Genomic DNA, 24,316 nt, shown 5'->3' on the forward strand with positions numbered 1-24,316 from the left:
GAGGTCCGGGCGGCGGTGCGCCCGGACCTGGCACCGGCGGGCCACTGCTTGCCATGCCTTCCCCAATCGTCGTACGGACAGCAGATGGCAGACACGGTCCCAGACGCCCATCCTGCTTACGCTCAGTACTCAGGATTTGGCATATGCCATCACTCAAGCCTGTGATGGCCAACCAAATAAGGGTTACTCACGCGGCGTCATCGAATACGCTCTGCAATTTTGGTGCGCCCCTGTACGAGCGAAGTCGGGCAACGGTCTCGCGGTGCAGGCGCCGGCAGGACCCTCCGTCTCACGGGGCGGGACAGCCCTTAGGCTGCGAACCGGCAACGGCCCCGACCCAGGAGCGCACCTCATGTTCGACCCCGCCCGGAAGCACCCGTACGGCGATGCCCTTCGGCCGGACCAACTGCCCGCACCGCACCCCCTGTTGGAACCTCTGCTCGGATTCCTGGGCAGCTGGACCGGCGGGGGCCGCGGTGGGTATCCGACCCTTGCCGAGGAATTCGTGTACGGGCAGGAGGTCACCTTCAGTCATGACGGGCGGCCGTTCCTCCACTACGAGGCGCGCGCCTGGCTGCTGGACGCGGACGGTGACCCGCTGCGCCCTTCGGCGCGGGAGAGCGGCTGGTGGCGGATGCAGCCGGACGGGCGTGTAGAGGCGCTGATCACCCAGCCCACCGGCGTCGCGGAGATTCTGACCGGCCGTGCGGCCGACGGAGCGGCCGACCTCGCCACCCACCGAGTCGCCCTCACCCCCACTGCCAAGCAGGTCGACGCCACCCGTCGGCGCTATACGCTCAACGACGACGACACGCTCGACTTCACCCACGACCTCGCGGCGGTCGGCCTGCCCCTCCAGCACCACCTCTCGGCGCAACTGCGCCGCGCGGGCCGCGACTGACCTGCTGTCGGGGAACGCAACGGACTCGTGCCGTGGGCACGGGACCACGAAATCGGTGGGGTGGGTCCGTGGGAATGGTCGGGCGGCTGTGGGCGGCCGGAGAGATGCCCTACGAGGACGCGCTGTACCGGCCGGACGACACCGCCCCGGAGATCCATGTGGATGGTCCCGGGGCCTACCACCCGGACGCCGGACGGCCGATCCCGTTCCGTCTCGGCGGGCCGGTCGACGTGGCCCAGCTCATCGAGTTGAGCGGGACCACCGAGGTGGACCCCCACTTCGAGAGCCTGCTGCCGGACGGAACGGGATGGATGTGCGGCGGCGGCAGCGGGATGGGCAACGTCGGCTACCTCGCCCGTCTCGGCAGCGACCACTCCTTGCGGTGGGTGGCCGTCATGTGGAACTCCAATCCCTTCGTGGGGGTGCACTACGAGGGCGCGACCGCCGTTTTCACCAATGACTGGAGAAACCGGCTGCGCCTCGACCTCACGGACCCAGCTCTGGCCTGAGTGGACTCAGCGCAGCGCCTCGGGCAGCTTCTCCCGGTGGATGATGCCCAGGCACTGCGTGGCCCGGGTCAGGGCCACGTACAGATCACTGGTCCCGAACAGCGCAGGCTCCACGACCAGCACATGGTCGAATTCGAGCCCCTTGGCCTGCCGGGGATCGAGCAGGACCACCGGGTGGGTCAGATCGGGCTCGGTGCCGGCCGTGACCCCCTCCAGGGGAGCGGCGATCTCCTGGTGGAGCGCCCTGGGCGCGATCACGGCGAGGCGCCCCTCCTCGGGCGTCAGCTCCACCACCGCCCGAGCCACCGCGCCCGCCAGGTCGTCCCCGGCGTCCCGCATCCACGGCACCTCGCCGGTGGACCGCACCGAGGCGGGCGGCTCGAAGGAGGGGTCGTGGGCGCGCAGTACCCTGGCGGCCAGCTCCATGATCTCGGCGGGCGTACGGTAGTTGACCTTGAGCGCGACGTGCTCGAAGCGGTCGTCGACGTACGGACCCAGGATCTTCTCCCACGAGCCGACCCCCGCCTCCTCCGAGGTCTGCGCGGGGTCGCCGACCAGGGTCATCGAGCGCGTCGGTGAGCGGCGCATGAGCAGCCGCCACGCCATCGGCGACAGCTCCTGCGCCTCGTCGACGATGATGTGCCCGAAGGCCCAGGTACGGTCGGCGGCGGCGCGCTCGGCCGCGCTGCGGTGATCGGCCTCCTCCTGCCGTTCCGCCATCCGCTCGGCGTCGATGATGTCGTGGGCGGCCAGGACCTCGGACTCCTCGTCCTCGAACTCGAAGGACTCCGAGCCCCTCGACAGCTCCAGCACGCCCTGCGCATACGCGATCCGCTCCTGGCGCTCGGCCTCCGCGGCCGCCTGCTCGGCGCTGTCGTCTACCCCGAGCAGTTCCGCCGCCTCGTCGAGCAGCGGTACGTCCGCGGGGGTCCACCGTCCGTCGCCGGGTGCACGCCGGATCGCCGCCGCGTCATCCTCCGGTACGTAGACGGGCTCGGCCAGGTAGTCGCCGAGGAACCCCTCCGGGGTGAGCGGCGGCCACAGCTCGTCGATGGCGCTGTGCACTGCCTTGCTGACGGCGACACCCTTGCCGAGCTGGGCGATGTCGTCGGGGCCGAGGAAGTTGGGACCGCCGTACGGGTCGGCACCGATGCGCTCCGTGAGCTGTGCGGTGAGGGCGTCGATGATCCGGAACGCGAAGTGCGGGCGGGCCAGGTTGTGCGGCAACAGGGTTTCGCGGGCCGCCTGCCGGGCCTCGTAGGCGATCTCCCAGTCCAGGATCAGGTCCCCGTCGTCGTGCCGGATGATCAGCGGGGCCCCGGGCTCGGGCAGCACCTGCCGGTCGCGTACGGCCATGGCGAGCGCCTCGGCCATGGGCTCAGCGCCCTTGACGGCGGCGGCGCGGGGCGTGTCGGTCCCGTCGGCGTGGACCCCGGGAAAGAGCTCGGCCTGAGTGGCGAGCAGCACTCCGGTCTCGCCGAGCGCGGGCAGCACTTCGCCGATGTAGCTCAGGAAGGCCGGGTTGGGGCCCACGATCAGGACGGCGCGCTTGGCGAGCAGCTCACGGTGTTCGTACAGGAGGAACGCCGCCCGGTGCAGTGCCACCGCCGTCTTTCCGGTACCGGGCCCGCCCTCGACGACGAGCACACCGCGGTGCGGGGCGCGGATGATGCGGTCCTGCTCCGCCTGGATGGTCCGCACGATGTCGCCCATGCGGCCGGTCCGGGCGGAGTTCACGGCGGCGAGCAGCACGGTGTCGCCGCTCGGGTCCTCGAATCCGGTGCGCCGGCGGTCTCCGACGTCGAGGATCTCGTCGTGCAGCTCGGTGACGGAGCGGCCCTCGGTGGTGATGTGCCTGCGCCGGCGCAGTCCCATGGGCGTGTGACCGGTGGCGAGATAGAAGGGGCGGGCGACCGGCGCACGCCAGTCGATCAGCAGAGGGGTGTGCGCGGTGTCGTCCTCGCGGATTCCGATGCGGCCGATATGGTGCGCGGCGCCGTCGGAGAGATCGATGCGGCCGAAACAGAGCGAGCCGTCCACCGCATTCAGGGCGGCCAGCAGACCCGAGCGTTCGGAGACGAGCACATCGCGTTCGAGACGGGCCTGCAGCCCGTTGCCGACCGGCGTCAGCGCGTCCTCGACGTGCTGAGCGGCGACTCCGCGCACCGCGTCGACACGTTCGTAGAGCCGGTCGATGAATTCCTGCTCTTTCTGCAACTCATCGATTTCCCGAGTTGACAACATTGCTCCCTGCCGGATATGGTGCTTCTTAGTGGCCCCCTGAGAGGGGCCTTTTCTGTGGGCGCACAGAAAGAATCAATATACCCGGGAAAACCCCCGGTCCACCATTGCGGACCGGGGGTTTTCTGTGCTGTATGTCAGGTGATGTCGACCGTGGTGCGGTTCAGTCCCACTGGTCCTGGTTGATGAAGCGGCTGTAGCCCCGCCAGGAGTTGGGGCCCATCACGCCGTCGATGGGTCCCGTGTAGCCGTGGGCCGCGGCCAGCCGCTGGACGGCGGCCCAGGTGTTGGTTCCGGGTACGCCGTCGAGGGGGCCGGTATAGCCCCAGTTACGCATGTTCAGCTGGAGTGCCGCGTAGGTGTTGGGGCCCGGGACGCCGTCGATCGGTCCGGTGTACCCCGACTGGATCCGCAGCCAGTTCTGCGTCCGCTGCCACATCACCGGCCCCGGAACACCGTCCTGCTCCGTCGACGTCTTCGGCAACCCACCACCGCCCCCGAGGTAGTTCAGCGGGTTGACGCGGGTGCCGCCCGGGGTGATCAGATGCCAGTGCACGTGCGGTCCGGTGGAGCTCCCGGAACCGGGCGCGCCGACGGCACCCCCGGAGCGGCCGACGATTCCGCCCTTGCCGACCGAGGCGCCGTTGGCCAGCAGGAACTGCGACAGATGCATGTACTGCGTCCGGTAGCCGTCGCTGTGGGTGATGGTCACCGTGTGGCCGCCGGTGCCGTTGTCCGGGATGTTCGTGATGACTCCGGCTCCCGCGGCCGGCAGCGCGGTGCCGACCCCCATCCCGTAGTCGATTCCACCCAGGGAGCCGTCGTTGAGGTGGTCCTGCCAGGTGCCGGTGATCTGATAGCCGCTGAACGGGTTGTAGATGTCCAGCGCCTGGGCGGGGTTGCCCGAGAACAGGACCCCGCCGGCCGCCAGGCCGAGCGTGGTGACCGAGCCCCGCAGTAACGTGCGCCTGCTTATCTCAAGCCGCGGCCGGATCTCCCGGCCGTCTTCGGATCCGTGCTTCTCACACACAGCAACTCCCTTATGAATAAGGCTACTTGGCCTGGCCAGAGGGTGCGGGGTCACGGTAGCCTACGCGCATAGATTTTGATAAGCACATGACATGTTCACTCCTGGTGCATCCGCGCCGGGATCCCCGCCCCCACCGGAGAAGACATGCGTAGGAGAACCCTGATTCGTGGTGCCGTGGCGACGGCGCTGGCCCCGGCCGGAATCGTCCTGGCCGCCGGTGCCGCGGCTGCCGACGGTCCTGTCGGCACCCGGGCGGCCGACCTGGAGGGCGTGGACGTCTCCAACTATCAGCAGGGCATCGACTATGCCCGGGTGGCGGCGGAGGGTCGGCGCTTCGTCATCGCCAAGGCCGGGGGGTGTCAGCTTGCCGAGGGCCCCTACACCACATCCTCCTATCCCGGCCATGTCGACGGAGCCCGAGCCGCCGGACTGCGAGTGGGGCACTACTGGTTGTCGGGGGACTTCCTCGCTCCCACTGCCGCCGCCGACTACTTCGTGGACCACCTGCACGACTACCGGGTCGGCGACGTGCTCGCGCTGGATGTCGAGGTGCTGGACGACTCGACCCGCCTGTGGGGCGACGCGGACGTGTCCGCCTGGTTCAACCGTGTGCGGGAGCGGGTCGGCAGTTATGTGCCCTGGTTCTACATCAGCACCGGAGCACTGCGGTCCGGCACCTGGAGCCGCACGATCGCCGCCGGCGCCCATCTGTGGGCCGCCTCCTGGGGGCCGAACGACGGCACCTGGCCCGGTGCACCCGACCTCGGCGGCCGCTATCCCGACTGGGCGGCGCACCAGTACACCTCCGTGGGGTCCGCCGGTGGCGCTTCCCCGGTCGATCTGAACCTCGCCCGCTCCTGGGCGTTCGACCTCACCGAGCCGACCGACCCGCCACCGGACGGTGGGTTGCCGAAGACGTCGACGGAGCAGGACGGTGTTCCGGGGCCGGTGATGTGGCAGCGGACGCAGAACTGGCTGCGGATCCAGTCGGGGTACACCGGACCGATCGACGGCGTCCCGGGCCCCAACACCTACGCGGCACTCCAGCTGAACATGCGTAACTGGGGCTATACCGGCCCCCTCGACGGCGTACCCGGAACCAACACCTGGGCCGCCGTCCAGCGGCTGGCCGCGGCCCACGGCTACACGGGACCCATCGACGGCGTGATGGGCCCCAACTCCTGGCGGGGCTACAGCCGCTTCATCAACCAGGACCAGTGGGACTGAACCGCACCACGCCGGCACCCGCATCCCGCGGGCGGCGAACCGGCGTCGGTTCAGGGGCCCGGCCCTCCGGTTGTCGCGGTCACGCCCGGGTGAGTACGTCCTGAAGCCGTGCCGCGTACGCACGGGGGTGCGTGGTGTTGCCGTTGTGCCCGCCGGGAAACGGCACGGTCCGCCGGCCCATCAGTTCGGCGAGGCTCTGGGCGCACTGTCCGACGAAGGCCGACGGCGCCGTGGTGCTGCCGCAGGCGGCGACGATGCGTACGGGCGCTGCCCGCAGGGACTCCGGGGCGAGTTCGGCCTCGGCCACTGCCGTGAAGTCGCGGTCGATGAAGAAGTCGAAGTTGGCGAGGCGGCGCGGGGTGAGCGGCATGGGGGTGAGGTCGGGCTCGGTCTCCTGGTGTGCGGGATCGATGCCGAGCACTCTGGCGATTTCGGGGAAGGCCGCTTCGAGCCCGCCGTCGCGGTAGACCTTCTGCAGGTGCGCGAGTTCGGCGGTGTGGCGCTCGCGCTGCCCGGTGGGCAGCAGTGACGGTGTGACGGGATCGTGGGCGACGAGCCGTTCCAGCTGTTCGGGGTGGGTGATCGCGAGGTGCAGTCCGATGGCGGCGCCCATGCTGCATCCGAGCATCAGGGCGGGCTCGTCCGTCAGTTCGGCCAGGATCCGGTGCACGTCGTCGGCGTGCTGCGTCATGCTCACCCGTTGCCCGGGATCGGCGAGCGTGCTGCGGGACAGGCCCCTCCGGTCGTATGTGACCACCGTGTAGCGGTCGACGAGCAGATCGACCAGGTCGGTGCTGCGGTCGGCGTCGCCCTCGCCGCTCTGGGAGACGAGCAGCAGCGGGCCGGAACCGCGGACTTCGTAGTGGAGTGTGGCGCCGTCGGTGGCAAGGAACATCGGACCTCCTGTGTCGGTGGGGCATGCGGGGCGGCGAGCACCTCGACTGTCCTCCGTAACGTAGTGCATCTATGATGATGCATCAATAAAGATGCATCGTTAGTGATGAATCTGGAGTAGCATGCGGGCCATGAGCCCCTCGATGACCCCGGTTCGGCTGTTCCTCCTCGGCCGGACTCTGATGAAGATCGGGGAGGAGGCCCTTCCGGAGCCGCCTCCCTCGGCGGACACGCGCCGCGTCGGCACCCGTGCGGCTCTCGTCGTGCTGAGTGACCTCCTCGGCCACCCGGACACCTCGGTGAGTGCGATCGCGGTGCGCACGGGGCTGCCCCAGAGTCAGGTCTCGGGCGCGGTGGCCCGGCTGAAGGACGCGGGTTCGATCGTGACGGCGCCCGACCCCGCCGACGGCAGGCGGCAGTTGATCCGAAGGGCGCCCGATGTGTCCGATCGGGTTGCCGAGGTGCGGGCGTCCCGGATCGACGACGCGCTGGCCGCAGCCCTCGGTACGGACGACCCCGGGCGGCTGCGCGAGGTCGCCGAAGCTCTCGATGTGCTGGCCCGGCACCTCACCCCTGAGGCGGTGGGCCGCCTGCGGGCGTGAAGCGGGGCCGGGTGCCCGCGTAGGCCGAACGGCTCGGGGCGGGGGGTCGGCCCGATATCGCTCGACAGGCCGACGGCGGCGCTCATATGATCGCGGGACGGCATCGCGTGCTGGTCACCGGCTGGGTGAGGCATGGAGGTGTCCGTGAGATGCCTTCGGAGGCATTCCACTTTGTCTGTCGAGTTGAATCACACGATCGTCCACGCCCGGTCCAACCGGGAATCCGCCGAGTTCCTGGCTCATCTTCTGGATCTCGAAGTAGGCACGGAGTGGGGTCCGTTCATTCCGGTCTCGCTCAGCAACGGCGTCACGCTGGACTTCGCCACCATTCCGGCCGAATCGATCACCCCGCAGCATTACGCCTTTCTCATCGGCGACGCCGAGTTCGACGTCGCGCTGCAGCGTATTGAGGCGGCGGGAGTGACGTACTACGCCGATCCGCACCTCAAGCAGCCCGGCGAGATCAACCGCCACCACGGCGGGCGCGGGCTGTATTTCATGGATCCCGCAGGTCACGGCATGGAGATCATCACGCGCCCGTACGGAAGTCACGAAGTGACGCCCGCGGCGTCGTAAGGCCGCTCCCGCGTCCTTCTCCGCACGCGCGCGGTCGCGCCCTGTGCCGGTCGGCTGCCGCGGCTCCGACGGAGCCGCGGCAGTGCTGTTCCCGCTGTTCGTCAGGGCTCGCTCTCGCGGAAGCTTGTACGCAAGGATTTGACTAGTCATATTCTTGAGTACGATGTACTGCGGCCGGTGTCACCGGGCTGACGGGCGAGGGGCGAGAGAGGGAGGCTGCTTCGATGGCCTTGCGACATGCCGTGCTGGCGGCGCTGCTGGACGGCGAGTACAGCGGATACCAGCTGGCGAAGGCGTTCGACATCGGCGTGGCGAACTTCTGGCACGCCCTGCCCCAGCAGCTGTACACCGAACTGGCCAGGCTGGAGAAGGAAGGGCTGGTCGTGGGCCGCCAGGTGGTTCAGGAGACCCGGCCCAACAAGCGACTCTTCCACGTCACCGACGCCGGGCGGGACGAGCTGGAGAAGTTCGCCGCAACGCCGTCGAAGCCGTCGTTCATCCGCGACGACCTCCTCGTCAAGGTCCAGTCGGCCGACGGCATCGGCACCGCGCAGGTGATCGAACAGCTCGAAGAGCGTGTGTCCGCGGCCGAGGCGAAGATCGAGCTTCTCGACAAGCTGCTGCGGCAGATGCGCGGGGACGCCGACGAAGAGGAGTTCCTCCGCCACGGCGACCGGATCGGGCCGTACCTCACGTGCCTGCGCGGCGTGGCCTTCGAGCAGGGCCACCGGGACTGGTGCCTGCGGACCACCGCCGTGCTGCGGGAGAGGCAGGCAGCCCATGCAGAGCGGTGAGTTCCTGAGGTACGTCGCGCTGGGCGACAGCCAGACCGAAGGCATCGGCGACGGCGACGACACCGTGGGCCTGCGGGGCTGGGCGGACCGGTTCGCCGAGCATGTCGCGGCGTCCAACCCCGGCCTTCAGTACGCGAATCTGGCCGTTCGAGGACGTGTCGCCGGTCAGGTGCACAGGGAGCAGCTGGGCCCCGCGCTGGCCCTGCGCCCCGACCTGGCCACCGTCGTCGCCGGGGTCAATGACGTGCTCCGGCCGCGGTTCGACGCCGCAGAGGTGGTCGGGCACCTGGAGGAGATGTTCGCCGCGCTGACGGCCGCCGGGGCCCAGGTGGCAACGCTGACCTTCCCCGACGTGGGAAAGATCGCGCCTGCCGCCCGGCCCCTCGGGTCCCGGGTGTCGGACCTCAACACCCATATCCGTGCCGCGGCGGCCCGCCACGGGGTCGCGGTCGCCGAGATCGACCTGCACCCGGTGGCCACCGATACGCGCCTGTGGAGCGTGGACCGGCTCCACACCAGCTCCCTCGGCCACGCGCGGATCGCTGCCGCCGTCGCCCAGGCCGTCGGCCTGCCCGGCAGCGACGACACCTGGACACACCCCCTTCCGCCCCAGGCGCTCCCCACGGGCCTGCGGTCCGCAGGAGCCGAACTGCGGTGGGCGGCCGCCTTCCTCGGCCCCTGGCTCGGACGCCGGCTGCGCGGTCGGTCGTCCGGCGACGGGCGTACCGCCAAGCGCCCGCAGCTCCTGCCGTTGAGCGACGGTTCCTGACGACCCGGGGCGCGTAACAGCGGGTGAGGCGGAAGCCGTCCGTACGCCGGCCGCTGTGGCCCATGGGCCGGACGTCCGTCAGCAGGCGTCGGGCGGGTCCCCTTCGTCCGGGACCTCGAACAGCCGCTGCGCCCGGTGTTCGTTCTTCTGCCGGAGCCCGGTGAGCCACGAGGGGGCGTCCTCAAGGGCGAGGCAGGGGCAGACGGCGCGGTGCGCGATGCGGCACCGGGTGCCGGGCAGCGGTTCGGCATCCCAGAGGTTCATGGCGGTGCCGTCCGGGGCGAGGATCCAGCGCCGGCGCGGCGGGACGGTGTGGGCGGCGACGACGACCCGGGGTTCGAGGAGGACCCAGTGCCCGTCGTAGCCGGTCGGATGGCGGTCCTGGACGAGGCCGCAGTGCGGGCAGTCGGGCGGGGCGGGCGGAGGCGGGGCGGTGGCACCTTCGAGGGCCGCCTGCGTCGCGTCGTCGGGTCGGTCCGGACCGGTGGCGGAATTCTCGATGTCCCCCATACCCCACAGCGTCCATACAGGCCGTCGGGTCCGGTAGGCCGCAATCCGGCCGTACCGGGTCGGAAGAACCCGCGCGGTGTGCTGCCATGCACCGCGCGAGAAACGGACCGGACACAGCGGCGGTGGGTCGGTCGTCCTGCCCGAGTACCTGAGCGACCGGCGTTGTCAGTGGTCGCACGTAGGTTCAGTGGTGTTCCGCCGTTGTGGCGCGGACACCCCCTCGGTGCATAGGAGATGGTGCGTTGTCGGACTGGGAGAGGTCGAGCACGGCGCGGGTGACCGCCCCCGCGCGGCCACGCAAACTGGCCAAGGTCCCGTTCGTCGAGCTGGCCGGCGGGCGCCTGCAGGGCGTCGTGTCGAGCGGCTCGGACATCGGGCGGGTCTACGTCTCGTCGGTCGCCGCCGGCGCGTACGCGTTCGCCTGCAGCACCAACAACAACAGGCCCTGCGGCGGCGCGCGCGGTTCGTTCTGCAATCACATCAGGGCCCTGATCAACGAGGCGGTGCTCCAGTACGGCGCCGAGCGCGTGGCCGGCTATCTGAAGGTGGAGACCGCGGACGGGGAGCCGAGCGCGCAGACCATCGAGGCCTGCATGAGCGGGACCCGTCCCTCGCAGGGGGACACCAAGGACGCCGCCCCCGTATTCAGCCGCTTCCTGCGCCACCTGGCCTACCTCGAACTCGAGCCGAGCACCGCACCGTTGCCGGAGATGCAGTGGTTCCCGCCGACCAGGACGGTGGCGTGATGCGCACCGATCTGCTCCTCGAATCCATTCCGGGGCTCGACGAGGCCCTGGAGGCCGTCGACTCCTTCGACCGGGCCCTCGTCGACGGTCTGCTGCGCCCCCGGCCCGACCGGGCCGCCGCCCTGGCAGAGTTCGCCCACGCCGTCGCGGGCACGCCACTGGCCGAGAGGGTCGCCGAGGCGGCCGGGAGGACCGCGGACGGATCCGCGGGCGAGGACGACTTCGTCGCCCTCGCAGCCGCCCGCACCGCGCTGCTCGGCTCCGTCCACGACGCGCTGATGAGTCGCGTCGAGGAAGCGATCGGCAGACCGGGCGGCGAGGCCGGAGTACCGGCACCTGAGAGCAGGGCCGCGGTGAATCTGCTCACGGCCGCTCGATCCTGGCTCGCCGATCTGGCCCGTGCCGGCTGGCAGGGAATGGACCACGACGTCGTCTCGGGGGCGGCGCCCGTCGTCGCCGCGATGCTCCCCGACCCCGCTCTGCGCCGGCTTGCGACCCTGCTCGACGGATTCGCAGCCGAACTCGCCGCGTCCTGCCCGGGTGCGTCTGCGAAACGGGTGCCGGCGCGCCGCTGGGCCGACCTGTGGTCGCGCGCGCTGCTGCTGACGCTGCCCGGTGCGGCCGAGGCGTCCGCGACGGACACGGCCACCGGCCGGCTCCTGCCCCTCGGCGTCGACCTGCATGAACACCCCACCGCAGCGCAGGCCCAGGTCCACGCGGTGTTCGAGCCCGCCGACGGCACCGCTCCCCGTCTGGTGCGGGCCGGCATAGCGGTGCCCAAGCCCGACACGGTGGTCGGAGCCGGCGTCTGGCAGCTGCTCCGCCCGCACATGTCCCTTCTGGCCGCCGTCGGTGAGGGCCGCTCGATGGAGCTCGACGCCATGCCGGTCACCGGTGCGGGCGACCTGATCTGGAGCGAAGCACACGCACGTCAGGGCGAGCCCGCCGACGCCTTCGTCACCGCCAGGGTTGCCCTGCCCGCTGCCACCGACACGGTCACGGCACCCCTGGACCGCCATCCGGCGCGCATCGCCGTTCCCGTGTTCCTGGAGGGATATACCGTGCAACAGGACGACGGCACGCTGACCTTCACCGTGGCCGGTCATCCGCTGGAGGTCGACACCGACCGCATTCCGGCCGCCGGGCCGCTCACACCGGAAGCCGTCGCCGGGTCCGGCGCGTGCATCGCCCTGCTGCGTTGGGACGCAGGAGCCTACCGCCTCCAGCCCCTGGCCGTCGAGACGACCGTACGGAAGAAGGCCGTCGCGCTGCACGCCGGTGGCTGGGCCGGCGGCACGACCGACAAAACCGGCGTCAGGGCCGAGAAGGCCGCCACCGACGCCATGGCCGTACTCAGGGAGCGTGCGGGAAGGCTGCTGCGGAAATGACGGAGCACATGACCGACCAGTCGGCCCGGTCCGCGTCGGACCCGGCCGTGTCCCCGCGCACCCCCGAGGCCGACCCGCACGAGAACCGCCGCCAGGTCCTGTACTGGCGCCTCCTTGCCCGCCTCTTCGACCCCGAGGAGCAGCCCGCGCTGGAGTCGGCGAGCCTCGCCGTCGTCGAGGACCTCCGGTTGCCGTCCGCACTGCTGGACCCGCAGGCCTCGGTCGACTCGGTCGTGCAGCGCCACCCCGAGCTGGCCGACGAGTTCGACGGTCTGATGACCCCCGGGCCCGACGACGACGGCACCCGGGACCGGGCCGCGGAGGTGCGACGGGCGGCGCTGGTGTCGAAGGTGCTCCTCAACGTCTTCTCGTCCGGCTCCGGTACGGTCACCGCCGGACAACTGGCGCGCTGGCAGTCCGACGCGGGATGGCTGGAACGTGCGCTCGGCTGCACGCCCGGCGAACTGCGCGGCGGCCGCACCGGGGGAGGAGGCTCCGGGCGTGGTCCGCAGCCCGACCTCGCCCGGCTGATTCCCACGATCGGGCCCGAACTCGGCGCCCTCGAAGCCGACCTCGTCCGGCGGATGCACCTGCGTGAGGTGCTGGCCGACCCCGTCCTCGCGTCGCAGCTCACCCCCAGCATGTCGCTCATCGAACAACTGCTGCGGGACAAGAACAACCTCTCGGGCATCGCTCTGGCCAACGCCAAGGCCCTGATCCGCCGCTTCGTCGACGAGGTCGCCGAAGTGCTGCGTACCCAGGTGGAGAAGTCCACGGTGGGAGCCGTGGACCGCTCCGTCCCGCCCAAGCGCGTGTTCCGCAATCTCGACCTCGACCGCACGATCTGGAAGAACCTCACCAACTGGAGCCCGGAGGAGGAGCGGTTGTACGTCGACCGCCTCTACTACCGGCACACCGCGCGCAAGACGACACCCCAGCGGCTGATCGTCGTCGTGGACCAGTCGGGCTCGATGGTCGACTCGATGGTGAACTGCACCATCCTGGCGTCGGTCTTCGCCGGACTGCCGAAGGTGGACGTCCACCTGATCGCGTACGACACCCAGGCGCTCGACCTCACCCCCTGGGTGCACGACCCCTTCGAGACCCTGCTCCGCACCAAGCTCGGCGGGGGAAACGACGGTCCCGTCGCGATGGCGATGGCCCGTCCGAAGATCACCGACCCCCAGGACACCGTGATGGTGTGGATCTCCGACTTCTACGAGTTCGACCGCTCCCAGCCGCTCTACGAGGGCATCGAGGCCGTCCACCGCTCCGGAGTGAAGTTCATCCCCGTCGGCTCGGTCACCAGCTCCGGCCGCCAGGAGGTCAACCCCTGGTTCCGCGAGCGCTTCAAGGCCCTTGGCACGCCGGTGCTCTCCGGCCACATCCGCAAGCTCGTCCACGAGCTCAAGACGTTCCTCGCCTAGAAAGGGCCTCTCATGTCCGACCTGTTGCGCGCCCCCGCCGAGATCAAGTACGCCGAGGAACTGGCGTGGCTCGAGTCCGTCGACGACAGCCCCAAGCCCTTCTCCTGGCGGCTCTCCCCGAAGATGGTCCGCCTGTTCATCCTGGGCTCCGAACGTGCCGACGGCCTCGACCGGGAGATCACACAGAAGTGGTACGGCGACCGCAGTTTCGTCGAGCGCTCCATCGTGACCCTGGCCTCCGACCGCGGACTGCTGCTCATCGGCGACCCCGGCACCGGCAAGAGCTGGCTGGCCGAGTTGCTGTCCGCCGCGATCTGCCGCAACTCCACGCTGGTCGTGCAGGGCACGGCCGGTACCACGGAGGACCACATCAAGTACTCCTGGAACGTCTCCATGGTCATCGCCAAGGGACAGTCGCGGCAGTCCATGATCCCCTCACCGATCATGACGGCGATGGAGGCCGGTGCGATCGGCCGCTTCGAGGAGCTGACCCGTTCCACCAGCGACGTCCAGGACGCGCTGATCTCGATCCTGTCCGAGAAGTACATCTCGGTCCCCGAGCTGGACAGCGACAACATCGTCTTCGCCAAGCCCGGCTTCTCGATCATCGCCACGGCCAACAGCCGGGACCGGGGTGTCAACGACCTGTCCTCGGCGCTCAAGCGTCGCTTCAACTTCGTACGCATCCCGGTGGTGACGAACAAGAAGAGCGAGGCGGAGATCGTCCGCTTCCGCACCGAGGAACTGCTGCGCCGCCACAGCATCGAGCTCGACGTGCCCCCGACGCTCCTCGACGTGCTGCTGCAGAGCTTCGCCGATCTGCGTGCCTCCGCGGCCGCGGCCGGCAGCGACGACGAGAAGCTGGAGTCCGCCCTGTCCACCGCCGAGCAGATCGGCGTGCTGGAGGACGCGATCCTGCACGGCAACTTCTTCGGTGAACGCGACCTGACCGCCCGCACCCTGGCATCCTCGCTCGTCGGCTCGCTGGCCCGGCGGGACCCCGAGGACCTGGCCATCCTCAACAAGTACCTGCACGGCGTCGTCGAGCCCCGCAGCAAGGAAGAGGGCGGATCCTGGCCCGAGTTCCTGGAGGGCGGCCGCGAGACGATCGCCACCCTGTCATGACCGGCTCGCACGAGCGGAGCTTCGAAGAGCTGCGCACGCAGTTGCAGGAGGCCGCCGCGACGTTCGCCGACGGACCCGACGCCCTGGAGTCCATCCTCCTCGGCATCGTCGACGACGTGGACCGTGCCGTGCGTGAGCCCCTGGAGATCTTTCCCGTCTGTCACCACTCGCCCGCCTCGGCGATCGCGATGGCACGCCGGCTGCGGGAGAAGCAGCCGAAGGTCGTCTACCTGGAGCTGTGCGAGGACATGGCTCCGCTCCTGGCCGAGCTGCGCAACTGCCGGCTCCCCGTGGCGGTCCAGGCGTTCGCGACCGAGACTGACGGCTTCCCGGCCGAATGGGCCCCGTTGTCGGTGGTCGCCCCGATCACCGAGGCCTCGGCCGAGTACCAGGCGATCGCCTACGCACTCGACACGCCGGGCGTCGAACTGGTCCTCGTCGACCGCTCATCGGACCACGTCTACCAGTGGGACGCCCGAGCCGAACACCCCGACAACGACTCGGCGTCACCCGGCTCCGAGGCGCCGCCCGCCGAGGAGGAGGCCGCCCTGCACGGCGACGCGGTCGGCGTGGGCATCGGCGACCTGCGGCCCCGCTTCGCCGAGCTGGAGGAGCATCTGCTGCGTCACGGCAAGGTGCGGCACTGGTCGGAGTGGTGGCACCAGTACGTGGAACTGCCGCTGGGCGAGGGCGACCGCGACACCTACCGCCAGGTCATGCTCCTGATCGGCAGCCTCTTCCGCCACCTCGCTCCGGGCGACCCGCACCGGGTACGCGTGGACGAGGACCGCGAACGCCACATGTGGACGCGGATGCGCGCCCACCTGGCCGCGACCGGGACCGACCCCGCCGACGGTCTCTACGTCTGCGGCGCCTTCCACGCCGCCAGCCGGGTCGCGGAGTTCGGCATCCACGGCAGCGACACCTTCGAGATCGCCCCGCGCACCGCCACGAAGTGGCAGCACGGACTGATCCCGTCCAGCCACGCGGCGATCGAGGCACAGTTCGGCCTTGCCGCCGGCTCGGTGTCGATCGCCGCGACACTCTGGGCGAAGAACCTCCGGCGCACCCGCGTGGAGCCGTTCCGCCTGGCCGGGCAGGCGGGCGGGAGGAAGCCGAGGGCCAGAAAGGCCGTGGCCGCGCCGGTTCCCGGACCGGCGGCCGAACCCGACGACAAGCTGTCCGGATTCCTCCGGCGGCCGCCCGTCCTCGACCGGCTCGACGAGGCCGAACTGCTCGGCTGGTGCGTGGAGATCGTGCGCGCCGCCCGCCGCAACGGCTATCTCGCCTCCACCGCCGATGCCATCGCGGTGTTCGAGACGTCGATCCTGCTGGCCGGAATGCGCGACCGGGCGAGGCCGACGCCGTACGACTTCCAGGACGCGGCCGTCACCTGCATCGAGAAGGACACCGTGCCCGGCCGGCGCGATGTGCGCCGGCTGGTGGAGATCATGATGGGCGGCGACCGGGTCGGCCAGGTCGGCTACGACGCCCTGCCACCCTTGGCCCGCGACGTGCACGACCGGCTCGCGGCTCTCGATCTGCGGCTCGAACAGCGCGGTGTGCAGCGGGCACTCCTCGACATCGCCTCCCGGCCGGAGCTGGAGCGGTGCTCCGACGTCCTGTGGATGCTGCGCCGACTGATGCCACCGGGCGCCGCGAGGCCGATCATGGGTGAGCGGAGCCTGGGGGAGCGGTCGATCCAGGAGTCGTGGGACCTGGCTCTGGGCACCCACCAGCGGGCCCTCATCGAGCTCGGCTACGAGGGCGTCAGCATCGAACAGGTCCTGGAGCAGCGGCTGCGCCGTGCGGCCTACGCCCCGCAGGCCACCGCGGCGAGCGTCCTGGAAGCCGTCGAGGACGCGACGCTGTACCTGCGCAGCAGCCGCCTGGCCGACGAACTGGGCACCCGCGCGCTGGATGTGCTGGCGGCCGAACGCAACGTCGACGGGGCACCGGAGGTACTGCGCAGGGTACGGCGGCTGCTGGCGTACTACCGCACCAGCGAGCCGGTACTGCCTCCATGGATCGAGTCCTTCGTCAAGACCGGGTACGCGCACTACTGCACCCTGCTGCCGATGTCGTTCACCGACGACGACGCCACCGTCCGCCAAGTGGCGGCCATGCTCGGCTTCCTGTTCAGCATGGAGAACCTGGCCCTCTCGCTGGGCTGCGACCGTGCCCAGCTCCAGCTGGCCCTGGCCCAGTCGCATCCGCAGGAGCCGTCGAGGACGGCGCTCCTGTGGGCAGCACAGGTGCAGCTCGGGCATCTCTCCCGCGCGGAGCTGCGGTCACGGTGCGACGCACTGCTGGGCAACCCCCTGGTGGTGCCCGCGTACCCGCGCTACCTCAGCGGCCTGGTCCACGCCCTGGAACCCGTCCCGGGCCTCACGGACTTCGTGGTGGAGGCGGTGTCGCAGGCGTTCGGACGGCTGCCCGACCCGGTGCTCCTGCCCTGGCTGCCGACCCTGGTCACCACCTTGCGGGCGGGCGGCGCCGACCTGGCCCCGCTGCTGATCCGTGAGGCCGGACGGACCTTCCCCGGCAGTCTCGCGGCGCTCGACGCGTGGATACCGCCGTGGCGGGTGCAGCCGGAGGCGCCGTCGGCCGGCCGTCGGGAGGCTGCCCGTGGCTGCACGCTGCTCGCCGCCCACCCGGGGACCTGCGACGCGGTGGCGGCTCTGCTGGGCTGCGAAGGGACATGGGAGGAGCCCGGTTCCGGCCGGGCGGGGGTGGCCCTGGCCGACAGGCACCCGGACACCGCGGTGGCTCTGGAAGCACTGCTGGCCGGCTGAGGGCCGGGGGTGCGGCCCGATGGCGCCGAAGGGGTCCGGCCCACCGCGTGACACGGTGGGCCGGACCCCTTCGGCGGGTGATGAGGAATCAGCGTGCGAGGCGGATGCGGTGCAGCTGGTCCTTGCCGTCGGCGCCCGCGCCGGACTTGTCGACGACGTAGGCGGAGCCGCCGGCGACCTCGATGTGGTTGGGGTTGGCGCCGGTGGTCACGGTCTCCACGACGCCGCCCTTGCGGGGGTCGACGACCGAGACGGTGGCGTCCGTGCGGTTGACCACGAGCACGTTGCCCGAGCGGGTGTCCGTGGCGACGGACAACGGGCCCTGGCCGGTGGCGACGGACTTGGTGACGAGGCCCTTGCGAAGGTCCACGACCGAGACGTCCCCGCCGGTCTGGTTGGCGGTGTAGGCGGTCCGGCCGTCCTTGGACAGGGAGACGGAGATCGGGCCGTCACCGGTGGGGATGAGCCGCGGGGCCGTGGAGCGGGTGGTGACCTGGATGATCCGGTCGTTGGTGAGGTCGGCGGCGTAGACGGTGCCGGACTTCTCGTCCAGGGCCAGGCCGGCCGGGCCCGAACCCTCGACCGTGACGCGCTTCTTCTCCTTGAGGGTGCGGCTGTCGAAGGCGACGAGCGTGCCGTCCCCGTAGGAGCTCGCCCACACGGTGTCGTGGCGCTCGTCGACGACGATCTCCCGGGCGTGCGCCACGTTCGGGAGCGTGGCGAGGTGCTCGCCGGTGCGCTGGCTGTAGACGGCGACCGAGTTGTTGCGGGTGTTGGTGGTCCAGACGGTGTTGTGCTCGTCGTCGACCGCCACCCCGTAGACCGCCTCGACCGCGCCGGTGGCGGCGTCCGTGACCGGCGGCGTGTAGGTCGCCTTCACCTTGAGCGTCAGGGGGTCCACCTTTGTCAGGGCGGAGTTCGTCACCGGCGGCCGCCCCACCGAAGAGGTGGTCCACAGAACGTGGTTCCGCTCCGAGTAGGAGGACTGGTAGAGGCCGGTGGCCACCGGCGCGGTGGTGACCGGCGAAACGGCCGGCCGGCTCTGCGCGGTCGCCGTGCCCGTCAGTGCCGCGGTGCTGCCTGCGGCGAGCACGACGGCGATGGCCGCACAGGTTCCGGTGCGACGCAGGCTGCGGGTGGGTGAGGTCATGCTGGGGTCAACTCCCTGAAGGTGGTTCACGGGGATTCGTACTCCAGAAATTTAGCTTAGGCTTACCTAAGTAACACTCTTTCAGGTGTGTGACCTGGATTACGCGACAACCGGCTGTGCGGTTTGAAGGTAAGGTGACCCTAAGTAGAACACCCCGTCATTCGGAGCCACTTTCATGATCACGTCCGTGCCGCCCCAGGGCGCCCCTCAGCGACCGCCCAGGACAGCACGGCCGGACCCGCTGACCCGGCTCATGGAACCCGTCTGCGCCCTGCCGGGCCCGGACGGCGCCGAGGAGTTCTGGGCCCGGGTGGCCGGATCCGGAACGCCGCTCGTCGGGCCGGACCCCATGGGCGGCGACGACCACGTCGCCGTGACGTTCCTCTGGCGCGGTGCCCCCGGCACCCGCGCCGTACAGGTGCTGCCCAACAAGCTCGGTGACCCGCGGGACCCCGAGGGCAACCTGATGGAGCACGTGCCCGGTACGGATGTCTGGCACTGGACGCTGCGTCTGCGGCACGACTGGCGGGGCACGTACGACTTCTACGTCGACGAGGGCGAGGGGCCCGGTCCGGAAGCGGCCGACTACTGGCAACGGCTGCGCACCCTGCGCCGTCACGATCCACTGAACCGGCTTTCGCTTCCCCGTCGTTGGGGTGGCGACCCGGTCTCCTGCGCCGAGCTCCCGGCCGCCCCGAGCGCCCGGGACTGGCGGCCGCGACCGGGCGTCGCCCGGGGAGAGGTGTCCGCGCACGAGGTTCCGTCCGAGCGCCTCGGCGGCAGCCGGCGCGTATGGATGTACGAGCCCGCAGGCGAGCACGGAGCGACGGAACTGCCGGTGCTCGTCCTCCTGGACGGCGAACACTGGCAGCCGCACCTCGGGCTCGCCCATCTCCTGGACAACCTCATCGCCGACGGACGCATCCCCCCGCTCGTGGCCCTCCTGCCGGAGTCCGTCGATGCGGCCACCCGCTGGTCGGACCTGGCCTGCAGCCCCGACTTCGTCGCGTTCCTCAACGACGAACTGCTGCCCTGGACGGCCGCGCGGCTGCCGGTCACGGACGACCCCGCGAGCACCGTCGTCGCCGGCCAGAGCCTGGGCGGACTCACCGCCGCCTATGCGGCGCTCACCGCGCCCGGCCGTTTCGGCAACGTCCTTGCGCAGTCCGGATCGTTCTGGTGGCCGGACGGTCCGGAAGCCGAGTGGCTCACCGCGCGGATCGCTGAATCCCCGCGCCTGCCGGTCCGGTTCTGGCTCTCCTTCGGCGAGCAGGAGTGGGTGGCCCTTCCCGCTGCACGCCGGCTGCGCGACACGCTCGCGTCCGCCGGCTACGAGGACGCCTCCTACCGGGAGTTCAACGGCGGCCACGACTACCTCTGCTGGCGTACGGAACTCGCGGACGGTCTGGTGGACCTGCTGACCCCGGGCACCCCGGCCCCCTGACCAATGGGGCCGGGCCGCCCCTCGGTCATGCGTCCAGCTTCTCCAGCCGTGCCGTCAGCACATCCCCGATCGTGTCCAGGAACCGGTCCTGCATCAACTGCGGGTGCGTGCAGTCCAGATCGTGGTTGACGACGGCGCCCGTCACATGGGTGCGCCACGCCTCACGCGTGAGCCAGTCCTCCGCCCGCGGAGCCGCCGCGGTGAAGAACAACAGGTCGCCCTCGTAACTCCGGTGCACGTGCTCACGCATCATGCGGGCATGGTTGGGCACGATGTCGACGATCTTCGACAGCGTCCCGTCCGCGAGCCCGGCGAGCGGACTGCCCGCCCGGCGCAGCGTGGCGAGCACGTCCTCGCGGGTGCGTTCCCCGGTGCGCTCGAAGCCCGCCATGCGCAGCACCGCGGTGAGGGCGTCGCCCTCCTCGGGTGCCGGCCGCTCCCGCCACTGTTCGGCGGGGAACGCGTCGAGCAGTGCGAGGAGTTCGACCTCCTGACCGCTCTCCTGGAGCAGCACGGCCACCGTGTGCGCGAGGACCCCGCCCACCGACCAGCCCAGCAGTCGGTAGGGGCCGTGCGCCTGCACCTCCCGGATGCGCATGACGTAGTCGGCGGCCTCGTCCTCCAGCGTCCTCGGCAGCGGTTCATCGCGGAGCAGACCGCGTGCCTGGATGCCGTACACCGGTTGATCCGGACCCAGACGGGCGGCCAGCCCGGCATAGCACCAGGCGATGCCGCCCGCCGGGTGGATGGCGAACAGCGGTGTCCGCGCGTTCCCGCCACGCAGTCGAAGGACGACGTCCAGGGCGTCCCCGGACGCGGTTCCCGCATCGTCGATCCGGGCGGCGAGCGCGGCCGGGGTGGACGCCTCGAACAGCGAACCGATCGTCAGCTCGGTGCCGAACTTCTCCCGCACCCGCCCCACGAGCCGGACCGCGAGCAGAGAGGTCCCGCCCAGGTCGAAGAACGCGTCGTCGGGCCCCACCGCGGCAGCCCCGAGCACCTCCGCGAACAGCAGCGCCAGCGCCTCCTCACGGGCGCTCATCACCCGCTGCCCGCCTCCGCCGCCGCCTCCGGTGAAGACGGGGGCGGGCAGTTCGCGGCGGTCCAGCTTCCCGTTGGGGCTCAGCGGGAAGGCGTCGAGCGCGACCACCGCCGACGGCACCATGTGCTCCGGAAGCGCACGGGCCAGTGCGGCCCGCACGGCCGCGGGATCGGCGGATCCCGTCACGTAACCGACGAGCCGCTGTTCGCCGGGCCCGTCCTCACGCACCAGGGCGCAGGCGCCGTCCACCTGCGGCAGGGCGGCCAGCGCGGCCTCGATCTCGCCGAGTTCGATGCGCTGCCCGCGCAGCTTGACCTGGTGGTCCGTGCGTCCGAGGTACTCGGCCTCGCCCTGCTCCGTCCAGCGCGCCAGATCCCCCGTGTGGTACATCCGCTGCCCCGGGGCCCCGAAGGGGTCGGCGACGAACCGGGCGGCGGTCAGCTCCGGCCGGTCCAGATAGCCGTCGGCGAGCTGCCGGCCCGCCAGGTACAGCTCGCCGGGCACCCCCGGCGGACAGGGCCGCAGCGCCGCGTCGAGTACGTACAGACGGGTGTTCCACACGGGCTGCCCGATCGGCACAGGCCCGGTGTCGTGGGCCGCGCACGCGTGGAACGTGACGTCGACGGCCGCTTCCGTCGGACCGTACAGATTGTGCAGCTCGACATGCGGCAGCCCGCGCCCGAAGGCGTGCGCGGTCTCCCGGGGCAGTGCCTCCCCGCTGCAGAACACCTGCCGCAGTCCGGCGCACGCGGCGGGGTCCGCCTCCGCGAGGAAGACCTGGAGCATCGACGGCACGAAATGGCAGGTGGTGACGGACCGGTCGCGGATCAGCCGGGCCAGATAGCCGGGGTCCTTGTGGCCGCCCGGCTCCGCGACGACCAGTGCCGCACCCTCGCGCAGCGGCCAGAAGAACTCCCATACGGACACGTCGAACGACGAGGGCGTCTTCTGCAGCACCCGGTCGTCCGCCGTCAGACCGTAGGTGTCCTGCATCCAGCGCAGCCGGTTGTCGATCGCGCCGTGCGACACGACGACACCCTTCGGCCGGCCGGTGGACCCCGAGGTGTAGATGACGTACGCCGGGTGGGCGGGTGTCAGCGGGCGCGACGGATCGCACCACGGGTACCCGGACACATCGAGGCCGTCCAGGATGACCTGCGCCGTCGCCGCGTCGTCGGGGAGGCGGCCGGCACGGTCGGTGACGACACAGACGGGTGCCGCGTCCCGCAGCATGTACGTGATCCGCTCCGCCGGGTACTCCGGGTCGAGCGGCAGGTACGCGGCTCCCGCCTTCAGTACGGCGAGCAGTGAGACGATCAGCTCCACGGAGCGCGGCACCGCCACGGCCACCACGGTCCCCGGCCGGGCGCCCAGGGTCCGCAGGTGCCGGGCCAGCCGGTTGGCGCGGGTGTTCAGCTCCGCGTAGGTGAGGGCGGCGTCCCCGTACACCAAAGCGGTCGCGCCCGGGGTGCGGGCGGCCTGCGCCTCGATCGGCCCGATCAGCGTCGTCGGCGGCAGCACCCGGTCCGTGCGGTTGAACTGATCGACCACCAGGGCGTGTTCGGCAGGGGTCGCGATGCCGTGCGCGGCAAGCGCGGCGTGCGGGTCCGCCGCGGTCAGCCGGTCCACGAGGTGCAGGAAGCGCTCCTGATGGGCGGCGAGGGCGTCCTCGTCGTACAGGGCCGGATTGCCGTCGTGGTCGATGCGCAGCCCGCGGCCGTCCGCGCGGTCGTAGATGTTGACGGTCAGGTCGTCCACCGGGCCCGCGGACAGGTTGCGGGCCCGGACCGGCGCACCCGCGAAGTCCACGTCGTAGTCGAAGGGCATCACATTGACGAGCGGACCCACCAGGCCCCGGTTCTCGCCGAGCAACCGCAGATCGCGGCGGATGTCCTCGTAGCGGTAGCGCTGATGGCGGCGGACCTCGCGGATACCCACCACGACCTGGCGTACCAGCTCGGCGAAGCTCCCGCCCGGGGTGACGGTCAGCCGCAGCGGCAGGACGTTCATCACCATGCCCGGCACGCGCAGCGCGACCGACCCGACCCGGCCCATCATGGGCAGCCCGAGCACCACCTCGGAGCAGGCGGTCGCCCGGGAGGTGTAGAGCGCCTGTGCGGCGATCAGCACCTCCGGCCAGGTCGCGCGGAGGCGCGTCGCGAGTTCTCGCACCCGGTCGGTCGAGTGCGGGCCGAGGTGGGCGCTGCGGCGCAGGAACGTGCGCGACGGCAGCGCGCCACGGCCCGCGAGCCTCGGCACCTCGGGCCGGTCGGCGAAGGTCTCGGACCAGTGGGTGCGGTCGGCCGTGAACGCCTCCGACGCCCGGTAGCCCGCGTCGTGCGCGACGAGGTCGCGGAGCGTTCCGAAGACCCGAGGGCTCGGACCCTCCTCCCGGACCAGTGCCGAGTAGATCTCGGCCGTGCGCCGGACGAGCAGGGAATAGCCGAAGCCGTCCATGACGAGGTGATGGATCCGCTGATACCAGAGCCAGCGTTCCTCCCCGACGCGGAAGAGTGCGTGCCGGAACAGCGGTCCGGCCGTCAGATCGCACGGCTCGGCAAGGTCGGCACGCATCCACGCCTGCGCCTGCCGGTCCGCGTCGGGCACACCCGTCAGGTCGTGCACCGTGAACGGGAGCTCGATCGAGGCCGCGACGATCTGACGCGGGCCCTGCGGACCGTCCTCGATCCGGACGCGCAGCGCGTCCGCCTCGGCGGTGACCCGGCGCAGAGCCGTGGCGAACACCTCAGGGTCGAGCGGTCCGTCGATCTCCAGGAACTCCGCGGTGTTCTGCGCCGGACTGAGTGGGTCGAGCGACTGCGCGTACCACATGCCCGACTGGGCAGCGGTCAACGGCAGTACGGTGTCCGGCCCTTCCGTCGCCGTGCCGACGCCGGTGCCGTCGGTGAGCAGGGCCGTCATGAGACCCCCAGCAGCGGGGCCCAGGCCTCGATGGCGGGCTGTTCGGCGAGATCGGCGAAGTCGGCCCGCACGCCGTGATCGCGACGCCACCGCCCGAGCAGTGCCATGATGCGGACCGAGTCGAGACCGTAGTCGAGGAGGTTCTCGTCGAGGGGGATGTCCGAGGGATCCTCGCCCAGGGACTCGGCGACGTCGTTGCGGATCCGTTCCAGGGTGAGGGCCAC

General features: G+C 70.9%; 20 protein-coding genes. 13 read left to right on the top strand and 7 right to left on the bottom strand.

Annotated features, from left to right (window positions below; translation table 11 throughout):
- Positions 1 to 352 precede the first annotated feature (352 nt).
- The gene (locus OG912_RS33865; protein ID WP_327712632.1) at positions 353 to 901 is read left to right on the top strand and encodes an FABP family protein; all 549 of its coding nucleotides are present in this window, start codon (positions 353 to 355) and stop codon (positions 899 to 901) included.
- Positions 902 to 975: 74 nt separating this feature from the next.
- On the top strand, positions 976 to 1,410 hold the full coding sequence (locus tag OG912_RS33870) for a hypothetical protein (RefSeq protein ID WP_327713608.1): 435 nt from the start codon (positions 976 to 978) through the stop codon (positions 1,408 to 1,410).
- 6 nt (positions 1,411 to 1,416) lie between these two features.
- Here OG912_RS33870 and OG912_RS33875 read toward each other — a convergent pair whose 3' ends face one another.
- Together OG912_RS33875 and OG912_RS33880 are read right to left on the bottom strand one after the other, a co-directional pair.
- Positions 1,417 to 3,627, bottom strand: a complete 2,211-nt coding sequence (locus OG912_RS33875) for a HelD family protein (protein WP_327712633.1) — start codon at positions 3,625 to 3,627, stop codon at positions 1,417 to 1,419.
- Between the two features lie 187 nt (positions 3,628 to 3,814).
- Positions 3,815 to 4,681 carry a peptidoglycan DD-metalloendopeptidase family protein gene (locus OG912_RS33880; protein WP_327712634.1) on the bottom strand — a complete coding sequence of 289 codons (867 nt, stop codon included), beginning with the start codon at positions 4,679 to 4,681 and terminating at the stop codon, positions 3,815 to 3,817.
- Between the two features lie 144 nt (positions 4,682 to 4,825).
- Between OG912_RS33880 and OG912_RS33885 the strand changes: the two genes are divergently transcribed.
- The gene (locus OG912_RS33885) at positions 4,826 to 5,908 is read left to right on the top strand and encodes a GH25 family lysozyme (RefSeq protein WP_327712635.1); all 1,083 of its coding nucleotides are present in this window, start codon (positions 4,826 to 4,828) and stop codon (positions 5,906 to 5,908) included.
- Positions 5,909 to 5,987: 79 nt separating this feature from the next.
- Here OG912_RS33885 and OG912_RS33890 read toward each other — a convergent pair whose 3' ends face one another.
- Complete coding sequence (locus OG912_RS33890) at positions 5,988 to 6,803, bottom strand: alpha/beta fold hydrolase (RefSeq protein ID WP_327712636.1); 816 nt, start codon at positions 6,801 to 6,803, stop codon at positions 5,988 to 5,990.
- A 142-nt stretch (positions 6,804 to 6,945) separates the two neighbouring features.
- On the opposite strand from OG912_RS33890, the gene OG912_RS33895 reads away from it, so the two are divergent.
- The 4 genes from OG912_RS33895 to OG912_RS33910 all read left to right on the top strand — a co-directional run bounded on the left by OG912_RS33895 (position 6,946) and on the right by OG912_RS33910 (position 9,543).
- Positions 6,946 to 7,404: a MarR family transcriptional regulator gene (locus OG912_RS33895; protein WP_327713609.1), complete on the top strand. Its 459-nt coding sequence runs from the start codon at positions 6,946 to 6,948 to the stop codon at positions 7,402 to 7,404.
- A 171-nt stretch (positions 7,405 to 7,575) separates the two neighbouring features.
- Positions 7,576 to 7,980, top strand: coding sequence for a VOC family protein (locus OG912_RS33900; protein WP_327713610.1), 405 nt, complete (start codon positions 7,576 to 7,578; stop codon positions 7,978 to 7,980).
- Between the two features lie 224 nt (positions 7,981 to 8,204).
- Positions 8,205 to 8,774, top strand: a complete 570-nt coding sequence (locus tag OG912_RS33905; protein WP_327712637.1) for a PadR family transcriptional regulator — start codon at positions 8,205 to 8,207, stop codon at positions 8,772 to 8,774.
- A complete protein-coding gene (locus tag OG912_RS33910) occupies positions 8,761 to 9,543 on the top strand; it encodes an SGNH/GDSL hydrolase family protein (protein WP_327712638.1) in 783 nt (260 codons plus the stop codon). Before OG912_RS33905 ends, OG912_RS33910 begins: the two co-directional genes overlap by 14 nt.
- Before the next feature lie 78 nt (positions 9,544 to 9,621).
- On the opposite strand, the gene OG912_RS33915 is transcribed toward OG912_RS33910, so the two are convergent.
- Complete coding sequence (locus OG912_RS33915; RefSeq protein WP_327712639.1) at positions 9,622 to 10,053, bottom strand: DUF6083 domain-containing protein; 432 nt, start codon at positions 10,051 to 10,053, stop codon at positions 9,622 to 9,624.
- Positions 10,054 to 10,295: 242 nt separating this feature from the next.
- On the opposite strand from OG912_RS33915, the gene OG912_RS33920 reads away from it, so the two are divergent.
- The 5 genes from OG912_RS33920 to OG912_RS33940 are packed head-to-tail and all read left to right on the top strand — an operon-like array spanning position 10,296 to position 17,534.
- Positions 10,296 to 10,799: a hypothetical protein gene (locus tag OG912_RS33920; RefSeq protein WP_327712640.1), complete on the top strand. Its 504-nt coding sequence runs from the start codon at positions 10,296 to 10,298 to the stop codon at positions 10,797 to 10,799.
- Complete coding sequence (locus OG912_RS33925) at positions 10,799 to 12,187, top strand: hypothetical protein (RefSeq protein WP_443061116.1); 1,389 nt, start codon at positions 10,799 to 10,801, stop codon at positions 12,185 to 12,187. Before OG912_RS33920 ends, OG912_RS33925 begins: the two co-directional genes overlap by 1 nt.
- Entirely contained in the window at positions 12,184 to 13,614 is a 1,431-nt protein-coding gene (locus tag OG912_RS33930; RefSeq protein ID WP_327712642.1) for a VWA domain-containing protein, read from the top strand. The genes OG912_RS33925 and OG912_RS33930 overlap by 4 nt, the downstream gene beginning before the upstream one ends.
- Before the next feature lie 12 nt (positions 13,615 to 13,626).
- Positions 13,627 to 14,739 carry an ATP-binding protein gene (locus OG912_RS33935; RefSeq protein ID WP_327712643.1) on the top strand — a complete coding sequence of 371 codons (1,113 nt, stop codon included), beginning with the start codon at positions 13,627 to 13,629 and terminating at the stop codon, positions 14,737 to 14,739.
- Entirely contained in the window at positions 14,736 to 17,534 is a 2,799-nt protein-coding gene (locus tag OG912_RS33940) for a hypothetical protein (protein WP_327712644.1), read from the top strand. Before OG912_RS33935 ends, OG912_RS33940 begins: the two co-directional genes overlap by 4 nt.
- A gap of 88 nt (positions 17,535 to 17,622) precedes the next feature.
- Here the strand turns inward: OG912_RS33940 and OG912_RS33945 are convergent, their stop codons facing one another.
- Complete coding sequence (locus OG912_RS33945; RefSeq protein WP_327712645.1) at positions 17,623 to 18,684, bottom strand: YncE family protein; 1,062 nt, start codon at positions 18,682 to 18,684, stop codon at positions 17,623 to 17,625.
- Between the two features lie 175 nt (positions 18,685 to 18,859).
- On the opposite strand from OG912_RS33945, the gene fes reads away from it, so the two are divergent.
- On the top strand, positions 18,860 to 20,128 hold the full coding sequence (fes, locus tag OG912_RS33950) for an enterochelin esterase (RefSeq protein WP_327712646.1): 1,269 nt from the start codon (positions 18,860 to 18,862) through the stop codon (positions 20,126 to 20,128).
- 25 nt (positions 20,129 to 20,153) lie between these two features.
- Here the strand turns inward: fes and OG912_RS33955 are convergent, their stop codons facing one another.
- Together OG912_RS33955 and OG912_RS33960 are read right to left on the bottom strand one after the other, a co-directional pair.
- Positions 20,154 to 24,092, bottom strand: a complete 3,939-nt coding sequence (locus OG912_RS33955; protein ID WP_327712647.1) for an amino acid adenylation domain-containing protein — start codon at positions 24,090 to 24,092, stop codon at positions 20,154 to 20,156.
- Positions 24,089 to 24,316: a phosphopantetheine-binding protein gene (locus OG912_RS33960; protein WP_327712648.1), complete on the bottom strand. Its 228-nt coding sequence runs from the start codon at positions 24,314 to 24,316 to the stop codon at positions 24,089 to 24,091. The genes OG912_RS33955 and OG912_RS33960 overlap by 4 nt, the downstream gene beginning before the upstream one ends.

It is taken from the genome of Streptomyces sp. NBC_00464 (assembly GCF_036013915.1).
Lineage (GTDB): Bacteria > Actinomycetota > Actinomycetes > Streptomycetales > Streptomycetaceae > Streptomyces.